The 18058-nt window shown below is 63.8% G+C and carries 21 protein-coding genes; 13 read left to right on the plus strand and 8 right to left on the minus strand.

Annotated elements, in window-relative coordinates; translation table 11 throughout:
* Positions 1-164 precede the first annotated feature (164 nt).
* From M1L53_RS20120 to M1L53_RS20140, 6 genes are all read right to left on the minus strand, one after another.
* Positions 165-470, minus strand: a complete 306-nt coding sequence (locus M1L53_RS20120) for a DUF1416 domain-containing protein (RefSeq protein ID WP_003939797.1) — start codon at positions 468-470, stop codon at positions 165-167.
* Between the two features lie 2 nt (positions 471-472).
* On the minus strand, positions 473-1306 hold the full coding sequence (locus tag M1L53_RS20125) for a sulfurtransferase (protein WP_003939859.1): 834 nt from the start codon (positions 1304-1306) through the stop codon (positions 473-475).
* Positions 1307-1380: 74 nt separating this feature from the next.
* Positions 1381-1851: a DUF4395 domain-containing protein gene (locus M1L53_RS20130; protein ID WP_003940408.1), complete on the minus strand. Its 471-nt coding sequence runs from the start codon at positions 1849-1851 to the stop codon at positions 1381-1383.
* A gap of 131 nt (positions 1852-1982) precedes the next feature.
* The gene (locus M1L53_RS34885; protein WP_350318872.1) at positions 1983-2069 is read right to left on the minus strand and encodes a putative leader peptide; all 87 of its coding nucleotides are present in this window, start codon (positions 2067-2069) and stop codon (positions 1983-1985) included.
* Positions 2070-2079: 10 nt separating this feature from the next.
* Complete coding sequence (locus M1L53_RS20135; protein ID WP_050654782.1) at positions 2080-2556, minus strand: co-chaperone YbbN; 477 nt, start codon at positions 2554-2556, stop codon at positions 2080-2082.
* On the minus strand, positions 2553-3332 hold the full coding sequence (locus M1L53_RS20140; RefSeq protein ID WP_003939847.1) for an LmeA family phospholipid-binding protein: 780 nt from the start codon (positions 3330-3332) through the stop codon (positions 2553-2555). Before M1L53_RS20140 ends, M1L53_RS20135 begins: the two co-directional genes overlap by 4 nt.
* A gap of 141 nt (positions 3333-3473) precedes the next feature.
* Here M1L53_RS20140 and M1L53_RS20145 point away from each other — a divergent pair, with 141 nt between their 5' ends.
* From M1L53_RS20145 to M1L53_RS20205, 13 genes are all read left to right on the plus strand, one after another.
* Positions 3474-4226 (plus strand): response regulator transcription factor, encoded by a 753-nt coding sequence (locus tag M1L53_RS20145; RefSeq protein WP_054187700.1) that lies wholly within the window; start codon positions 3474-3476, stop codon positions 4224-4226.
* 1 nt (position 4227) lies between these two features.
* Positions 4228-5127, plus strand: coding sequence for a mycothiol synthase (gene mshD / locus M1L53_RS20150; protein ID WP_054187699.1), 900 nt, complete (start codon positions 4228-4230; stop codon positions 5125-5127).
* A 193-nt stretch (positions 5128-5320) separates the two neighbouring features.
* The gene (pstS, locus tag M1L53_RS20155) at positions 5321-6439 is read left to right on the plus strand and encodes a phosphate ABC transporter substrate-binding protein PstS (RefSeq protein ID WP_003940482.1); all 1119 of its coding nucleotides are present in this window, start codon (positions 5321-5323) and stop codon (positions 6437-6439) included.
* A 62-nt stretch (positions 6440-6501) separates the two neighbouring features.
* On the plus strand, positions 6502-7593 hold the full coding sequence (gene pstC, locus M1L53_RS20160) for a phosphate ABC transporter permease subunit PstC (RefSeq protein WP_007733846.1): 1092 nt from the start codon (positions 6502-6504) through the stop codon (positions 7591-7593).
* 3 nt (positions 7594-7596) lie between these two features.
* A complete protein-coding gene (gene pstA, locus M1L53_RS20165) occupies positions 7597-8505 on the plus strand; it encodes a phosphate ABC transporter permease PstA (RefSeq protein WP_003940100.1) in 909 nt (302 codons plus the stop codon).
* 58 nt (positions 8506-8563) lie between these two features.
* Positions 8564-9340 (plus strand): phosphate ABC transporter ATP-binding protein PstB, encoded by a 777-nt coding sequence (gene pstB / locus M1L53_RS20170; RefSeq protein WP_003939968.1) that lies wholly within the window; start codon positions 8564-8566, stop codon positions 9338-9340.
* A 280-nt stretch (positions 9341-9620) separates the two neighbouring features.
* The gene (gene ureA, locus M1L53_RS20175; protein WP_003939800.1) at positions 9621-9923 is read left to right on the plus strand and encodes an urease subunit gamma; all 303 of its coding nucleotides are present in this window, start codon (positions 9621-9623) and stop codon (positions 9921-9923) included.
* Positions 9920-10390: an urease subunit beta gene (gene ureB, locus M1L53_RS34810; protein WP_007733849.1), complete on the plus strand. Its 471-nt coding sequence runs from the start codon at positions 9920-9922 to the stop codon at positions 10388-10390. The genes ureA and ureB overlap by 4 nt, the downstream gene beginning before the upstream one ends.
* A complete protein-coding gene (locus tag M1L53_RS20185; protein ID WP_030535249.1) occupies positions 10387-12096 on the plus strand; it encodes an urease subunit alpha in 1710 nt (569 codons plus the stop codon). Before ureB ends, M1L53_RS20185 begins: the two co-directional genes overlap by 4 nt.
* Before the next feature lie 4 nt (positions 12097-12100).
* On the plus strand, positions 12101-12790 hold the full coding sequence (locus M1L53_RS20190; protein WP_007733855.1) for an urease accessory protein UreF: 690 nt from the start codon (positions 12101-12103) through the stop codon (positions 12788-12790).
* Positions 12783-13526, plus strand: a complete 744-nt coding sequence (gene ureG / locus M1L53_RS20195; protein WP_003939705.1) for an urease accessory protein UreG — start codon at positions 12783-12785, stop codon at positions 13524-13526. Before M1L53_RS20190 ends, ureG begins: the two co-directional genes overlap by 8 nt.
* The gene (locus M1L53_RS20200) at positions 13526-14263 is read left to right on the plus strand and encodes an urease accessory protein UreD (RefSeq protein WP_047271073.1); all 738 of its coding nucleotides are present in this window, start codon (positions 13526-13528) and stop codon (positions 14261-14263) included. Before ureG ends, M1L53_RS20200 begins: the two co-directional genes overlap by 1 nt.
* A 90-nt stretch (positions 14264-14353) precedes the next feature.
* The gene (locus M1L53_RS20205) at positions 14354-15100 is read left to right on the plus strand and encodes an SDR family oxidoreductase (RefSeq protein ID WP_003940029.1); all 747 of its coding nucleotides are present in this window, start codon (positions 14354-14356) and stop codon (positions 15098-15100) included.
* A 58-nt stretch (positions 15101-15158) separates the two neighbouring features.
* Here the strand turns inward: M1L53_RS20205 and phoU are convergent, their stop codons facing one another.
* Positions 15159-15854 (minus strand): phosphate signaling complex protein PhoU, encoded by a 696-nt coding sequence (gene phoU, locus M1L53_RS20210; RefSeq protein WP_003940130.1) that lies wholly within the window; start codon positions 15852-15854, stop codon positions 15159-15161.
* A 72-nt stretch (positions 15855-15926) separates the two neighbouring features.
* Positions 15927-17957, minus strand: coding sequence for an LCP family protein (locus M1L53_RS20215; protein ID WP_050654779.1), 2031 nt, complete (start codon positions 17955-17957; stop codon positions 15927-15929).
* Between the last annotated feature and the right edge of the window lie 101 nt (positions 17958-18058).

Here is an 18058-nt window from a genome sequence, read left to right on the forward strand (position 1 = left end):
ACACGGAGAACCAAGCGATCATGACGGATGCGAGTGCGAGGAGTACCTCGAAGAAAATGACCACGGGTACATCTTAGACCGCGGCGACCGACCGGAAAAATCGGGAGCCGGAATGCAGAAGGCCCCGCACCGGAGGGGTGCGGGGCCGCCTGACAAAGCAGGAATTACTTGCTGACGGTCACGTCCACGTTGTGCACGCCCGAGCCCTCGGGAGCGACGGTGGAGGTGCCGTTGCCCGAGCTGGACAGTGCACGCACGGTCCACTCGCCCGGAGCGGCGAAGAAGCGGAAATCGCCGGTTCCTGATGCCACGACCTCGGCCGTGAACTCTCCGGAGCCGTCGAGCAGACGCACGAATGCGCCGCCGATGGGCTGGCCGTCAGCTGCGAGAACGCGGCCGGTGATGACCGTTTCCTTCTCGACGTCGACGCCGGCAGGCAGGGTCTGGCCCTGGGTAGGTGCTCCACACATGATCAGGCTCCCAATTCGATCGGTGCGCCGACGAGTGAGCCGTATTCGACCCAGCTGCCGTCGTAGTTCTTGACGTTGTTCTTGCCGAGGATCTCCTGCAGGACGAACCAGGTGTGGCTCGAACGCTCGCCGATGCGGCAGTAGGCGATCGTTTCCTTGGTGTCGTCGAAGCCCTTTTCCGCGTACAGCTTGGCGAGGTCGTCGTCCGACTTGAAGGTGCCGTCCTCGTTGGCGGTGGTGCTCCACGGGATGTTGATGGCTCCGGGGACGTGGCCACGCTGCTGCGCCTGCTCCTGCGGAAGGTGGGCGGGAGCGAGGATCTTGCCGGAGAACTCGTCAGGGCTACGAACGTCGACGAGGTTCTTGCTGCCGATGGCGTCGATGACCTCGTCGCGGAATGCGCGGATCGAGAAGTCGGGGGTCTCGGCCTTGTACTGCGTGGCTTCGCGGTTGACTGCGTCCTTGGAGAGCGGGCGTCCGTCGAGTTCCCACTTCTTGCGGCCGCCGTCGATCAGCTTGATGTCCTGGTGGCCGTACAGCTTGAAGTACCAGTAAGCGTAAGCGGCGAACCAGTTGTTGTTGCCACCGTAGAGAACGACGGTGTCGTCGTTCGCAATGCCTTTGGCGGAGAGCAGATCCGAGAACTGCTCCTGGTTCAGGAAGTCGCGTCGGACGCCGTCCTGGAGGTCCTTGCGCCAGTCGAGCTTGACTGCACCCTCGATGTGGCCGCCGTCGTATGCGCTGGTGTCCTCGTCCACCTCGACAAAAACGGTCTTGGGGGTGTTGAGGTTCTGCTCAGCCCAGTCAGCGGAGACTAGGACGTCGGAGCGAGCCATGGTGTTCCTTTCGATATGGTCTTGCATCGGTCGTTATCTAGCAGGGGTTCAGCAGGGTTGTGGGGCAAGCGTTTTCACGCGGTGGTAGCGCGGCCGGTATTTCGCAGCCTTGCGACGAGTGGATAGATCTGGCAGCCGAGGCAGATGCCGAACGCGGCGTTGAGCAGGGCCGCGAACAAGGCGAAGCCGGTGGCAACGGTGCCGACGATCGTCGACCCGGCCAGGAAACCGACCGTGCCGGCGAGTGCGAAGACGAAGCCGACGAACTGCGCGAAGCGCAGCGGCGCCACGGGTTCGCGTTCGCTGACCGGCGAGAGTCGCGGGGCGACGAGCTTGCCGAAGATCTGGCCGTACGGGCTGCGCTTGGGGCCGAGTACCGCTCCGACCGCGAAGACTATGGCCTGCAGTGCGAGAACGACGGTGGCGGCGGGCAGTGAGAAGGTCGAGAGGATGAGCGTGAGTACGAGAACGCCGGTGGTGACCCACGCGGCGAATCGAGGTCCGCGGACGTCGACCTGCTCGAGCTGGGGTGTGGTTGTGGACATCGGGAGTGCTCCTGCGCTGGATTGCATGATGCTGTGCCTGGGCCGAGAAAACGGGACGTCAAAGTCCCACTCGGTGGATTGATCACGTGAGCGAAAGCTCGAAGGTCAGAGAGATCTGACGGATGTGGTGATCAGCAACAGGTACAGCAACAGCCCCCGAGGCGGCACAGGTCTACTGCGCGGCGTCGGGTGAGCATCAGCTCGTGGCGGGTTTGCACGTCGGCGAGTTTACCCCGAATTCTCGGATTTTGGCTCGTGGGGTCCGGATAGTGGTACGAGTGCAGCTTTCAGATCGGCTGCGGATGGCACTCCGGACACCCGGAACTGTTCCTCCAGGCCACCGTCGAGGATGAAGGTGGTGGGCAGCGAGAGGACACTCATCTCGCGTGCCAGAGCCGGTTCCTTGTCGATGTCGAGCTCGATCTCCACCGGCGGACGGGGAGCGTCGGCCATCGAGATCACGACCTGACCGACGACGCGGCGTACTGCCGCGCACGGTCCGCACCAGTCGGCAGAGAAATGCAGTACGACGGGTCCGCCGTTCGGCGAAGAGACTCCAGCAGTGCGGAGCAGTTCGAGGCGACTGTCCGCCGCGCCGGTCGCGGCCGGCGTGGTGACTCGGACCTTTCCGTTGCGCGACTTGAGAAAGAGCCCGACCGCGACGACGGCGACCAGCGCGACCAGCAGAATTGTGATCCCGGTCATCGGTTCTGCAGCTCTGCGAGATCGATCGTCGTGTTTTCGGCGCTGCCTTCGATCACGATTCTTCCGCCTTCCGCGTAGACCAGGCTCGGCTGAATTCCGTAGGGAAGTGCCTGCGGATCGATCGTGTAGCTGAACAAGCCGAGGACGACGGGTTCGAGTGCTGCGGGGATCGAGAAATCGGCTTTGCCCTCCGGACCGAAGTACAGATTGCTGGCGACGATCTTGACCTGCCCACCTTCCAGAACCAGGTTGGCCTGCACACTCACTGCAGTCTCGACCGGGCCGACGGCAACCGTTCCCGTCAGCACGACGGCGCCCGCGGTGCTCGCTCCGGTTCCGCCGCTGCCCCCGGTGCCATCCGACTTGTTGGCCGGCGGCGAAGATACCTGCAGGTCAGGGATATTGAGCAGCTTTCCGAGGTCGGTGGCGTTGATTCCCATCCGGCCGTCGAGTTTGTCGACGGGGAGTTGGGTGACATTGCCGTTCACGATGTCGGAGAAGGGAACGGTGACCCCGCGCAGATCGGCCTCGACGGTCACTTCGCCCACCACGTCGCTCTGGACGCCGGTAGCTCTGACGTAGACGTCCTTGTATTTCCCGCCGAGTGCCTGGGTGAGGAAGGGGAACCCGTTGAAGGTGACCTCCGGATCGGACTCGAGTGATGCGCCGGTTCGGAGCTCGCGGGAAACCCGGTACTCGGCGTACGCGGCCGCGCCGAAATCGGCCACCAGTCCGAGGCCGAGGAGAAAGACGATGCCGATGATCAGTTTGCGCACCGCACCATTGTGACGGACTCCGGTCGGGGTTCGATGCGACGGCCCCGGTACCAGGCACGCTAATGTAGGGACCGACCAAAAGCGTCGAACTACTCGAGCGTTGCCCTCACGGGTTGCGCGGGCTACTAGATAGGAGGCCGTGTGGAACTGCTCCTCCTCACCTCCGACCCCAACCCGGAAGCTGTACTACCGGCGTTGGCGTTGCTGGCGCACTCGGTTCGGCCTGCCCCCACAGAGGTTTCCTCGCTACTCGAGGCAAGTTTCGCGGACGTGGCATTGGTGGATGCGCGCACCGATCTGGCTGCCGCACGCGGGTTGTGTCGATTGCTCGGAAGCACAGGATCCGCAGTACCTGTGGTCGCCGTCCTCACCGAAGGCGGACTCGTTGCCGTCAACGCCGACTGGGGGTTGGACGACATCCTGCTTCCCGGTACCGGTCCGGCTGAGGTGGACGCCCGATTGCGGTTGTTGGTCGCCCGCAGCGGCGGTGTGGCCAGTCCGGAAGCGTCGGGAAAGATCACGCTGGGCGAACTGGTTATCGACGAGGGGACGTACACGGCACGACTGCGTGGACGGCCCCTTGATTTGACTTACAAGGAATTCGAGCTGCTCAAGTACCTCGCGCAGCACGCCGGACGGGTATTCACCCGGGCGCAGCTGCTGCAGGAAGTGTGGGGCTACGACTTCTTCGGCGGCACCAGGACGGTCGACGTCCACGTGCGTCGTCTGCGGGCGAAACTCGGCACCGAATACGAGTCCTTGATCGGTACAGTCCGAAATGTCGGATATAAGGCAGTGCGTCCGACCAGGGCCAAGGGTGGCGCAGCTGCTCCCGTTCAGTTCGAGGACGACGAGGACGTCGACTACGACGCGGCCGACGGATCGGTGGTCTGACGTGGGTTGGACAGATTCACTGCCGGCTGGATTCGCCGAGCAGGTTTCCGCGCTTCTCGATCGCGCAACCGAGTTCGACGGCAAGGCGCCCGTGTCGGAACAGGGGCGCCATGCCGTTGCCGGGCGCGGCGGCGCGCGACACTTCCTCGAACTCGACGGCGATGCAGTCGTCGGTTATGCGCAGCTGCAAGCCGGTTCGGACGAGCATCCCGACATGGCCGAGTTGGTGGTCGACCCGCAGGCGCGGCGTCGCGGCATCGGAACCAGTCTTGCTGCAGCGGTATTCGACGAGGGCCGGCCGGGCACGCGTGTCTGGGCGCACGGAAACGTCGACGCCGCAGTCGAATTCGCCAAGAGCCTCGATCTGGTCAGCGTTCGTGAACTCCTGCAGCTGCGTCGACCACTCGATGCTCCGCAGCTTCCGGAAATCGTTGTGCCCGAAGGTGTGACGATTCGGACGTATCGTGGACCCGAAGACGATTCCGAGATCCTTCGCGTCAACAATGCGGCCTTCTCCTGGCATCCCGAGCAGGGTGGCTGGACCCAGGCGGAGATCGACGAGAGAACGGCCGAAGGTTGGTTCGACCCTGCTGGTCTGTTCATGGCGTTCGCGGACACCGATCCCGATACTCTTCTCGGCTTTCACTGGACCAAGGTGCACGCACCCGAAGGTGACGATCCGGAGCTGGGGGAGGTGTACGTCGTGGGGATCGATCCCGCGGCGCAGGGACGAGGTCTCGGCCGAGTGCTGACTCTCGCGGGCATGCATTACCTGCGTGATCGCGGCCTCGGAACCGTCCTTCTGTACGTCGAAGGCGACAACACGGCCGCCCTCCACACGTACGAACGACTCGGCTTCGATCGCTTCCACGTGGACATGGCTTACGCCCGCGCGCTCTGACGTCACAGTCGGACACGCAGAAATGTCCAGTCTGTTCATTCTCCGTTAACCATGTGTGGTCCAGCCGGACACCGCGCCCGCCTACTTTTCTCTGTGGGCAGCGCCGTGTTGCCTGATGCAGATTTCAATCATTCTGCGTCTCATGTCGCCGCCCGATCGTGGGCGTGGCGGTAGCGATTTCCGGAGGATCTTGGTGAATCTCAAGCGCAGTGGTGCCCTGCTCGGTGTAGTGGCCGTGGGCGCCATGACCTTGGCCGCATGTGGCAGCGACAACAACTCGTCGTCGACGGGTGTGGACGCGTCCGCATCGAACGCAACGTGCGAAGGCAAGAGCAACCTCTCTGCCGCTGGTTCCTCGGCACAGAAGAACGCCATGGACCAGTTCGTCGCCACTTACATCTCCGTGTGCCAGGAAAAGGGCAAGACGGTCAACGTCGCGTACAACCCCAGCGGTTCGGGCGACGGTCGTACACAGTTCATCGCCGGCCAGATCGACTTCGCCGGCTCCGACTCGGCCATCAAGGACGAGCAGGCAGACAAGGCCAAGGAGCGTTGCGTCGGCGGCGAAGCCTGGAACCTTCCCCTCGTCTTCGGCCCGATCGCAGTTGCATACAACCTCGACGGCGTCGACAAGCTCGTTCTCAACGCAGAGGTTCTCGCGAAGATCTTCAACGGCGGCATCACCAAGTGGAACGATCCGGCAATCGCCGCGCTCAACTCCGGTGCATCGCTTCCCGACGAGAAGATCACCACCGTGATCCGCTCCGATTCCTCGGGTACCACTGACAACTTCCAGAAGTACCTCGACGCGGCATCGAACGGTGCTTGGACGTCGGGCGCAGGGTCCGACTTCACCGGTGGCGTCGGTGAGGGCGCCAAGGGTTCGGCGGGCGTTGCACAGGCAGTTGCCACGGCACCGGGTTCGATCACCTACGTCGAGAAGTCGTTCGCCGATCAGAACAAGCTCTCGGTTGCCGAAATCAACACCGGCTCCGAGGCAGTCGCACTGACCAACGACACGGCCGCGAAGTCGATCGCAGGCGCGAAGTTCAAGTCCGACGCAACCGGCGACCTGACGCTCGACCTCGCGTCGATCTTCAAGACCAACGAAGCCGGCGCCTACCCGCTGGTTCTCGCCACGTACTCGATCGTCTGCTCCAAGGGCTACGACGCGGACACCTCCGCAGCAGTGAAGTCGTTCCTGACGAGCGCGGCCAACGAGGGTCAGGCCAACCTGGCCGAGCAGGGTTACGTCCCGCTGCCGTCCAACGTCCAGGATCGCCTCAACGCGTCCATCACGGCAATCAGCTGACCTAGAGACTCGTGCGGACAAGCTCATGGATCTACATTCAGACGTGAAGGAAGTGAGCGCGCATGAGTGACGCGCCCATCACCTCGACATCTCGTTCTCCCGGCCCCGCAACCAGCGGGGCCGGGGTGGGCGGTCCGAACGGCACCACGGAGGACACGATTACTTCCACCAAGGCTCCAGAAACCGAGCATCCTCCGAAGGGTGACGGTCCGGGTAGCGGCAACAGCAAGACGGTGACCCGTCCGGGAGACCGCATCTTCAGCTCGCTCGCATCCGGTTCGGCAATCTTCATCACGGTTGTCATCGCGGCGATCGGCGCGTTCCTGATCTGGCGTGCTGTTCCTGCTTTGAGCCGGAACCAGGTCAACTTCCTGACCAGCCGTGAATGGGTCACGCAGAACATCAACGCGATGGCGTTCGGTGTCCTCGACCTTTTCCAGGTCACGGTGTTGGTCTCGCTGTTCGCACTGGTGCTCGCGATGCCGATCGCACTGGGCATCGCGATCTTCCTGACTTCGTACTCACCCAAGTGGCTCACGCGGCCACTGTCGTACACGATCGACCTTCTGGCAGCTGTGCCGTCCATCGTCTACGGCCTGTGGGGACTTCTCGTCTTCGCTCCGGCGATCACCCCGGTCGCGGTGTGGCTCAACGACACTCTCGGCTGGTTCCCGCTCTTCGCCGACGGCAGCGGATCGATCACCGGTGGCGGCACCATCTTCACCGCAGGCATCGTCCTCGCCGTGATGATCCTTCCGGTCATCACCGCAGTGACCCGCGAGGTGTTCATCCAGACCCCGCGATCACAGATCGAAGCCGCACTCGCCCTCGGCGCCACGCGCTGGGAAGTTGTGCGCACCACGGTCATCCCGTTCGGTAAGTCCGGCTACATCAGCGGCTCGATGCTCGGTCTCGGACGCGCACTCGGTGAGACGATGGCGCTCTACCTGATCCTGCGCACCACCTCTCAGGCCTTCGGCTGGTCGCTGTTCGACGGCGGCTCGACCATCGCCTCCAAGATCGCCCTCGGCTACGCGGAGTTCAACAACGACATCCAGGCAGGCGCGTACATCGCGGCCGGACTGGTGCTGTTCGTACTGACCTTCGTCGTCAACGCGGCTGCCCGCGCAGTGATCGCCGGAAAGAAGGACTGACCCATGACCTCCACTCTGGACCGGCCGGTCAAGGCCCCCACTTTCCAAGGCGTCGGCGCTCGTCGTCGTGCCAAGGACGTCATCGCGACCATCCTGGTGAGCCTGGCAGTCGTCATCGCGCTCATCCCGTTGGTCTGGGTGCTCTTCACGGTCATCGCCAAGGGCCTGCCCGCTCTGACGTCGCCTACCTGGTTCACCAACTCGCTGAGCGGATTGACGGCGTCGGCCGACGGCGGCGGTATCTATCACGCATTGATCGGTACCCTGCTGCAAGGCATCGTGTGCGCGGTCTTCTCCATCCCGCTCGGTATCTTCGTCGCGATCTACCTGGTGGAGTACGCCGACCGGAAGTCGAAGCTGGGCAAGCTGACCACGTTCATGGTCGACATCCTCAGCGGTGTTCCGTCGATCGTGGCCGCGCTGTTCATCTACGCCCTGTGGATCGCGACCTTCGGCTTCCCCAAGTCCGCGTTTGCGGTGTCACTGGCTCTGGTCCTTCTGATGGTCCCGGTCGTCATCCGCTCCACCGAGGAAATGCTGCGCATCGTCCCGATGGATCTGCGAGAGGCGTCGTACGCGCTCGGTGTGCCGAAGTGGAAGACCATCTCGAAAATCGTTCTGCCGACGGCACTTCCCGGCATCATCACCGGCGTCATGCTGGCCCTGGCACGCGTGCTCGGTGAGACCGCACCGCTGCTGATCCTCGTCGGCTACGCACCGTTCATCAACTTCGACCTGTTCAACGGCGAAATGGGCACACTGCCTTCCGTCATGGTCGCCGAGATGAACAACCCCACCGACGCCGGCACCAACCGCATCTGGGGCGCAGCACTGACCCTGATCCTGCTGATCGCGATCCTCAACATCGTCGCGAAGCTGATCGGTCACTTCTCACAGGTCAGAAGTAAGTGATGCGGCCTCGGAACATGTTCGTACTCAACAGCGTCAACAACTCAGTAGGGAGCCGGTAATGGCCAAGCGTCTGGATCTCAAGGACGTCAACATCTACTACGGCAAGTTCCACGCCGTCGCCGATGTGGGCCTGTCCGTCCCGCCCCGGAGCGTCACCGCCTTCATCGGCCCGTCCGGTTGCGGCAAGTCCACCGTTCTCCGTTCACTCAACCGCATGCACGAAGTGATTCCCGGTGCGCGCGTCGAGGGTTCGGTGCTGCTCGACGGCGAGGACATCTACGGCTCGAACGTCGATCCGGTCGGTGTTCGCAAGACCATCGGCATGGTGTTCCAGCGACCCAACCCCTTCCCGACCATGTCCATCAAGGACAACGTCGTCGCGGGCTTGAAGTTGCAGGGCGAGCGCAGCAAGAAGAAGCTCGACGAGGTGGCCGAGCGTTCGCTGCGCGGTGCCAACCTGTGGAACGAGGTCAAGGATCGCCTCGACAAGCCCGGTGGCGGCCTCTCAGGCGGTCAGCAGCAGCGTCTGTGCATCGCGCGTGCCATCGCGGTCTCGCCCGACGTCCTGCTCATGGACGAGCCGTGCTCCGCGCTCGACCCGATCTCGACTCTCGCGATCGAAGACCTGATCACCGAGCTGAAGAAGGACTTCACGATCGTCATCGTCACGCACAACATGCAGCAGGCTGCGCGTGTGAGTGACCAGACGGCATTCTTCAACCTCGAGGCAACCGGCAAGCCCGGTCAGCTCGTCGAGATCGACGACACCGAGAAGATCTTCTCGAACCCGACGCAGAAGGCCACCGAGGACTACATCTCCGGCCGCTTCGGATAGGTCCCGGGATCAACCCTGCACGATCATGTTTCACCCCCGTTTCCAACAGGAGACGGGGGTGAAACTTTTTGGTTGTGGTGATAGTTCCCACTCCGGTGCGCAGAGCTGAGCGTCGTTGGGCGCCCGAATAATTCGATGAGCAGCGCAAGTGCGCCGAGTGGGCGCTGAAGTAGCCGACGACGTGAATCTCGTGGATACTGACGACGCTTCGGACAATGCTAATCTCGGCCCGACAGCACGCTGTCGATCGATGTCGTTTCACAACCGGAAGGGCTTGTCAGTGCACCTCACCCCTTCAGATACCGAAAAGCTGCTCCTGAGCGTCGCGGGCATGGTCGCCCGTGACCGCCGCGAGCGCGGGGTACTGCTGAACTACCCCGAAGCGATGGCACTGATCTCGTGCTGGATTCTCGAGCGCGCGCGTGACGGAATGACGGTTGCGGAACTGATGAACGCCGGTCGGCAAGTGCTCACCCGCGACGACGTGATGGAAGGGGTACCCGAGATGATTGCAAACGTCCAGGTGGAGGCCACTTTCCCGGACGGTCGCAAACTGGTCACCGTGACGGAGCCCATTCGATGATTCCCGGCGAAGTACGTGTGTCCACCGAACCGCTCGAGTTCGGCACGGACGCGGAGAAGATCACGATGGTCGTCGTCAACGACGGCGATCGCCCCATTCAGATCGGTTCACATCTCCACCTTCCCGCGGCCAACCCGGCGTTGACCTTCGATCGCGAAGCGGCAGACGGCTTCCGGCTCGACATCCCCTCGGGAACGTCGGTTCGGTTCGAACCCGGGGTCAGCAGAACGGTGACACTGATCGCGCTCGGCGGACTCAAAAGGGTTCCGGGCCTGCAGATCGTGCCGGACGAAGACCTACCGACACATGCGCGCGAGCCCAAGACCGTCATGCCGTTCGGCACGCCCGGCGTCGAGGTCGAAGAACCTTTGCGAGCGTCCTCGGTGAACGTGCGTGTGAGTGATGTTCCAGTCGAGGCGGATTCACCGGACGACGCCGCGACGACAGTTGAGAGGACAGCCGAATGAGCAGGATCGATCGACGCGGCTACGCCTCCCTGTACGGCCCGACCGCAGGTGACCAGATCCGTTTGGCCGACACCGATCTGTGGATCGAGATCGAGCACGACTACACCGCGACCGGCGACGAGATGGTCTTCGGCGGCGGTAAGAGCATCCGAGAGTCGATGGGCCAGGGCCTGACCACTCGCGACCAGGGTGCTCTCGACGTCGTCATCACCAACACGGTGATTCTCGATCACTGGGGAATCGTCCGGGCAGACGTCGGAATTCGCGACGGACGCATCGTTGCGATCGGCAAGTCCGGTAACCCCGACATCATGGATGGCGTGCACCCCAAGTTGCTCATCGGGCCGAGCACCGACGTGATCGCCGGTGAGGGAAAGATCCTCACCGCGGGTGCGATCGACACTCACGTGCACTTCCTCAGTGAAATCGAGATGATGGAGGCGCTCGCGACCGGTACGACGACGGTGGCGGGCGGCGGAACGGGCCCCACCGAGGGAAGCAAGGCAACCACCGTCACACCCGGCGCCTGGTCCTTGACGATGATGCACCGCGCCCTCGACCACATCCCGCTCAACGTTCTTCTCCTCGGCAAGGGCAGCACCGTCAGTCATGAGGCCATGCGTCAGGAAGCTCTCGCCGGCGCAGGCGGATTCAAGGTCCACGAGGACTGGGGTTCCACTCCGGCTGCGATCGACGCAGCTCTGCGCGCAGCCGACGAGTTCGGCCTCCAGGTAGCGCTGCACGCCGACAGCCTCAACGAAACCGGTTACGTACAGCACACTTTGGATGCGATCGCCGGACGCGGGATCCACGTGTTCCATGCGGAAGGCGCCGGCGGCGGGCACGCACCGGACATCATCGTGACGGCAGGTGAGCCGAACGTTCTTCCGGCATCGACCAATCCGACGTTGCCGCATACCGTCAACACGGTTGCCGAGCACCTCGACATGCTCATCGTGTGTCATGCGCTCAATCCCCGGGTTCCGGAGGATCTTGCCTTTGCCGAGTCCCGGATCCGGCCGACAACGATTGCAGCAGAAGACTTTCTGCACGACATCGGAGCCATCTCGATCACCTCGTCCGACGCCCAGGCGATGGGCCGTATCGGTGAGGTGACCCTGCGGACATGGCAGGTGGCTCACGTCATGAAGGCCCAGTACGGCAAGCTGGGCACCAGCATGCCGGCCGACAACGAGCGTGCGCGGCGTTACGTCGCCAAGTACACGATCTGCCCCGCGGTGGCGCACGGTATCGATCACGAGATCGGCTCGGTCGAGGCAGGGAAGATGGCGGACCTGGTGCTGTGGGATCCCGCGTTCTTCGGAGTCCGTCCTTCTGCCGTGATCAAGGGCGGGGCGATAGTTGCTGCGCCGCTTGGTGATCCGAATGCTGCTATCCCGACCCCGCAGCCGGTGTTCGTTCGCCCGGCCATCGCGGCGACTCCGGGATCGGCCCCGCACCTGTCCACGACGTTCGTCTCTCCGATGGCCATCGAGGACGGTCTGGCCGATCGTCTCGGTCTCACCCGCACCCTTACCGGTGTTCGTCCGACGAGACACCTCACCAAGGCGGACATGCCGAACAACACGGCGCTGCCGTCCATCGACGTCGATCCGGAGACGTTTGCCATCAAGGTCAACGGCGACCTGATCGCGCCCAACCCCGTTGACGTAGTGCCGATGGCTCAGCGCTACATGCTGTTCTGAAACCATGTCGATCGAGACGGCGTCTGCCGAGATAGCATCGATGCTCTTGGCAGACGGGCGTCTGCCTACCGGCGGTCACGCGCACTCGTCGGGGTTGGAACCGGCACTGGCGGGCGGACTCCTGCAGAGTCAGGTCCCTGACTTCATTCGCGGTCGACTCGAAACAGTCGGACTTGTCGAGGCCGCTTCAACGGTGGTCACGCGCCGCTGGGCCGTAAGTGAGGGTAGTGCAGGCGAACTCGAGGACATCTCGAGGGAACTGCTCGCTCGGACTCCCAGCGCACCGCTGCGTGAGGCGTCGATTCAGCTCGGCCGTGGGCTGGCGAGACTGGCGTCGCGATTGTGGCCGCAGCACCCCGCGGTGCAGATGCTCATGGCGCTGCCTGGGCATCCGATGCGTCCGCTCGCGTTGGGCGTCTTCACGGCGGTCTCCGGGATGGACGACCTACAGGCAGCCAGATCTTGTTTGTACGACGACGCCCAAACGGTGGCGTCGGCGGCATTGAAGCTACTGCCGGTGGATCCGGCAGAACCGGTCGAATGGTTGCTCCGAGCAGCCCCGACCATCGAAACCGTCGCCGCGGCTGCCGTAGCCGTCGAGGGCGTCGCAGATATACCCGCAACAACAGGGCCGTTGGTCGAACAATGGTCACTCGAACACCACGCTCGATCCAGGAGGATTTTCCGTGCTTGACAACCTGAACAACACCACCACTGCTGCAAGAGGTTTGAGGCTCGGCGTTGCCGGCCCCGTCGGCACCGGCAAAAGCACCCTCATCGCCACCATCTGCCGCGAACTCGCGGCGGAGTACGAGATCGCGGTGGTCACCAACGACATCTACACCGACGAGGACGCGCGACTGTTGCGCGCGGCCAACGTTCTGCCGATCGAGCGCATCGTCGCAGTCGAGACCGGTGCGTGCCCGCACACGGCTATTCGTGACGACGTCACGCCGAACCTCATTGCGGTCGAAGACCTCGAGCGTCAGTTCCATCCCCTCGACATGGTGATCGTGGAAAGCGGCGGTGACAACCTGACCGCCACGTTCAGTCCGGCACTGGTCGACGCCCAGATCTTCTGCATCGACGTCGCGGGCGGCGGAGACGTCGCCCGCAAGGGCGGTCCCGGAATCGAGCGGGCAGATCTGTTGGTGGTCAACAAGATCGACCTGGCCCCGTACGTCGACGTCGACGCGGTCCAGATGGTTGCCGATGCCACGGCCGCGCGTGACGGACTTCCAGTTCTCGCGCTCAGCCAGAAGGATCACTCAACGATCGACCAGCTCAGTGCGTGGCTCCGCCAGGTCATCGCATCTCATCGCGCGGGTAGTCACACCCCGCAGGATCCGGGGCCGATGGCGCCGCACTTCCATGCCGATGAAGAAGACCACGGTCACGGTCACGGGCACAGCCACTCTCACGCTCACTGATGCGCACTGGAGCTACGCGGGTCGTCGTCGAGAGAGTGGGTGACACCGCTGTTGCGCGAGAGCTGATCTCGGGCGACTTCCTGGCCCCGCGGTTCGTCGACGCTCGCGGGCTCACCGTGCGAATTGCCTTGGTAGGCCACAGTGCAACGCTGCTGGCCGGCGACGACCTGCGTATCGAATTCGTAGTCGCTCCGGGTACGTGCCTCGAGGTGATCGAGCCGTCGGGGACCGTCGCGTACAACGCGCGTGGCGGCCGGGCGTCGTGGTCGGCTTCGGCGAGCGTCGGCGCCGGTGCGGCGCTGATCTGGCGCGCGGCACCGTTTGTCGTCGCGGGCGGCGCGGATGTGACCAGGCGCGTGGATATTTCACTGGAATCCGATGCGGTTGCGCTGCTCGACGAGATGATCGTGTTCGGCCGGACCGGCGAAACCGGCGGTGCCCTTCGCTCGGATCAGCGCATTACCGTCGACGGTGACGCGCTGCTCGTGGAAACTCTCGACCTGCGTAGCGTGCCGGGCCGTTCGCTGCCGGGAATTCTCGGTGGCCATCGCGTGCTCGGTACGACCATGCTGTTGGGGATCAAGACTTCCGACGACGTCGAAGGGCACGTGACGCCGCTGGCGGGAGCAGGGATGCTGGCACGGGCCGTGGCCGATCACGCACACGAGGCGAGCGCAGCGTTGGATCCGATCTGGTCGCGGTGGCGTGGGCGGGTTTCGCAGAAGTACAGCGACTGATTCGCCCGACCGTCACACTTCGGGAGGCTGCGTCGTCCAGTATGTGACCAGGCCGAAGAGAGCCGGGCGCACGGGTTTGACGGAGGCATCATGCGAATTGTTGTTCTGGGCGGAACCGGCCAGATGGGAAAGCTGGTCGTCGAGCAGGCGAAAATCGGGGGCCATGACGTCGTCGCCGCCGCTCGATCGACGGGAGTAGACATCTCCACGGGTGCGGGGTTGGACGAAGCATTTGTCGGTGCCGACGTGGTCGTCGACGTGAGTGATCACGTCACCAACAGTGCCAAGAAGGCAATCGAGTTCTTCGAGACGGCAGCGAAGAACATCGCCGCGGCCGAAGCCAGAGCAGGCGTTAAGCATCACGTGCTGCTCTCGATCGTGAACTGCGACGATCCGCGATTGAAGTCCTTCGGTTACTACCAGGGGAAGGCTGCGCAGGAACGCGCGGTGGAAGCGTCGAGTATTCCTTTCACGATCCTGCGATCCACTCAGTGGTTCGAGTTCGGCGAGAAGACGATCGCGCTGTTCGGACTGGGGCCGATCGCGATGGTTCCTCGGATGCGGTCACAACCGGTGGCAGCGAAGACCGTTGCCGAGGCGCTCGTGACCTGCGCTCAGAACGGTCCGACCGGGAGGGCTCCGGACCTGGCCGGGCCCGAGGTCCTCGAGATCCCGGCCATGACGCGCGAGATCTTGAAATACCGTGGCCGACGTAAGTGGCTGATCCCGATCTCGATGCCGGGAGCGGGTAAGGCGATGAAGGGTGGGGCGTTGCTGCCCGCGCCGGGATCCACAACTGCAGGACCCACGTTGGAAACCTGGTTGCACGAGAACTGAATAGGAAAGGCGGCCGCGCAAGTGCGCGGCCGCCTTTTACTCACGTGGACGGTTGGGTTCAGAGATCCGGGTACGAGGTGAGGTTGTCGACCTTCTCGGTGGTTTCGGGCTCTTCGGGCAGCTTGCCGGTCACCAGGAAGATGACACGTCGGCCGACCTCGACGGCGTGGTCGGCGAATCGCTCGTAGAAGCGGCCGAGCAGCGTGACGTCGACTGCGGCGGCAACGCCGTGCTTCCACTCACGGTCCATGAGGACGGTGAAGAGGTGGCGGTGGAGGTCGTCCATCGCTTCGTCTTCTTCGCGCAGACGGGCAGCGCGCTCGGGGTCGCGGGTCTCGAGGACGACCTTGGCGGCCGCACCGATGGAGACAGCGATGCGTCCCATCTCGGCGAAGTAGCCGTTGACCTCTTCAGGAAGCACGTGGTTGGGATGTCGGCGGCGCGCGATCTTGGCGACGTGCAGGGCGAGTGCGCCCATGCGGTCGATGTCGGCGACGATCTGGATTCCGCTGACCACCGAGCGCAGATCTCCGGCAACGGGAGCCTGCAAGGCGAGCAACGCAAACGCGCGCTCCTCGCAGATGGTGCTGAGTTCGGTGATCTTGTCGTGTTCGCCGATTACTTGTTCTGCCAGGGACAGGTCTGCCTGGAGCAGGGACTGGGTGGCGCGCTCCATAGCGGCACCTGCCAGTCCTGCCATCTCGCCGAGCGTGTCTGCAAGCTCGGTCATCTGTTCGTTGTAAGCCACGCGCATGAGGTCAGAGCCTACGTGCCGTGAAAGACCAAGTCACAAGCACCAGGTGAACGCAAGGTGAATGAACGCGTGTCAGTCGCAGGTGGTGTCGCCGGCGTTGACGCTGGCGATGTCGGCGGGCAGAGCCGTCGAGGTGCTGGTGTCGACCGACGTCGGATTTGCCGCCAGGATGGTTCCCGGGTCCGCGGGGGCGACGACGGTGCCGGCGAAATTGCTTCCGACGACGACCTCGATCATGTCTCCCATGCTCGGAGCGAGAACCAGAACCGCGCCGGGAATCGAGGACGCGACGGTCACCGCTTCAGCCTCGTAACCTGCGGCGTAGCGCACGACGGTGGTCGACGCTTGGGCATTCGCCAGGCCGGTGGCTGCGCTGAAGTTACCGACTGTGGAGATCTGGAAACCGTAGGCCGCGAGGCTGTCGGCGATTGTCGCGGCCTGCCCGGCGATTCCCGAGGCGTTGGAGACGTCGACCGAGATGTTGTAGGCGCTCATTGCCTCGACGGAAGTGGCGGCCGGCGGCGTGCTGGACGTAGGAGCGGTTGTCGTGGAACTGGTCGACGACGGTGTGGTGTCCTCGCGCTCTTCACCCGGAAGCGGATCGTCGTCGATGATCGCCTGGAAGAGGGACTTGATCTCGTCCGTGCGAGGAATCTCGTTGCCCCAGTCGTTGGTGCCGTCCGTGGGGACCGTCAAGAACGTGACCGCGCCTGCGTCGACGTTCTGGAGCGAGCGACCGAGGGTGACCAGTGACTTGGTGTCGATGTTTTCGACGAACGTGTCGCTGGTGAAGGCGTTGATGAATCCGTTGAGCTTGCTCGGATTCAGGAGGACCTGGTTGGACAGGGCCGAGCGGAGCAGCGCCGACAGGAACTTCTGCTGACGGGTGATGCGCCCGTAGTCGCCGTTGCCCTCGGCTTCGACGTGGCGAGCACGCACGTAGTTGAGGGCGGTACGGCCGTCGAGCATCTGCGTGCCGCCGGAGGCGAGGACGGTTCCGAGGATGCCGTCTTCGATCGGTCCGGGGGAGCAGACGTTCACACCGCCGACGGTGTCGACCATGCGCTCGAAACCGGCGAAGTCCATTCCGACGAAGTGCCCGATTTTCAGGCCGGACATCTTCTGGATGACCTTGACCAGGCATTTGGGGCCACCGAGTGCGTACGTCGCATTGAGTTTGTCGCCGCTCGCTGCCGGGAAGGTTTCGCTGGTGTACTTGCCGGCGTCGTTGTCCCATCCCTGACAGATCGGACGTTCGACGTCGAGGTCACGCGGGAAGGAGACGGCGACGACGCGGCTTCGGTCGGCGGGAATGTTCACCAGCATGACCGTGTCGGCTCGGGCGCCTTCGGCGTCTTCGACGGTTCCGGCGCCGATCTCACCGCTCGCACCGGCGCGGGTATCGGTGCCGATGATCAGGTACGTCTCGTCGCCGAGTTGACCACCGGCGTCGATGATGTCGTCGGACTCGGTGTCGAGTGCCGCAATCTGATCGAATCCGCCTTCGACCGAGCGCAGATAGCCCCACACGACGCCGGTCAACGCGAGAGACATGACGGCCAGGAACGCTACTGCCGATCGGCCGATCACTTTTGCGCGATGGCGGCGGCGAATCTTGCTTTGCGCCAGACGAGTGGCGCCGGTGTCACCGACTACCCGCGGCACTGCGGAGGTGACGGGATGTTCTTCGGTGATCCAGTCCGCAGCGGCGGGCGGAACGGTCGGACGGGCGGGAATCGGCCGGGCGGGGGGCGGCGACGACGCTGCTGAAGATTGAGTCTTGGGTGGTACGGATTTGTTCGGCGCCGGCTTGGGCGGCGTAGCCGGGGCTGGTGGCGGCTTCTTGTCGCCTACCCGACGGACCAACTCGGCGACCGAAACAGAGTCGTCGGTCGGAGGCGAGTCCCGTCGCCCGGTACGTCCACTGCTGCGACGCTCCGGGGGACTGGGTGGTTGCGGTGTTGGTCGCGGGGGTGTGGCAGGGCGCTGGGGCGTTGCCGGTTGGTCCGGTCGGGCGTTGCGGAAGCGCTTGTCTGCGAGCGGACGTTCCCAGGGGGCGCGGCTCTCGGGCGGAGGTGGGCCCGAATCGTGATCATCACCCACCGATGCAACCTGTCCCGTCGTCGACTGTCAGTAACTCGTCATTCAGATGCCGGCGTCAACCGGTTGTCGACGAAGCTGGAGCCATATTACTGGTGAATCCT

Source organism: Rhodococcus sp. T9N (assembly GCF_024436645.1).
Lineage (GTDB): Bacteria > Actinomycetota > Actinomycetes > Mycobacteriales > Mycobacteriaceae > Rhodococcus_F > Rhodococcus_F qingshengii.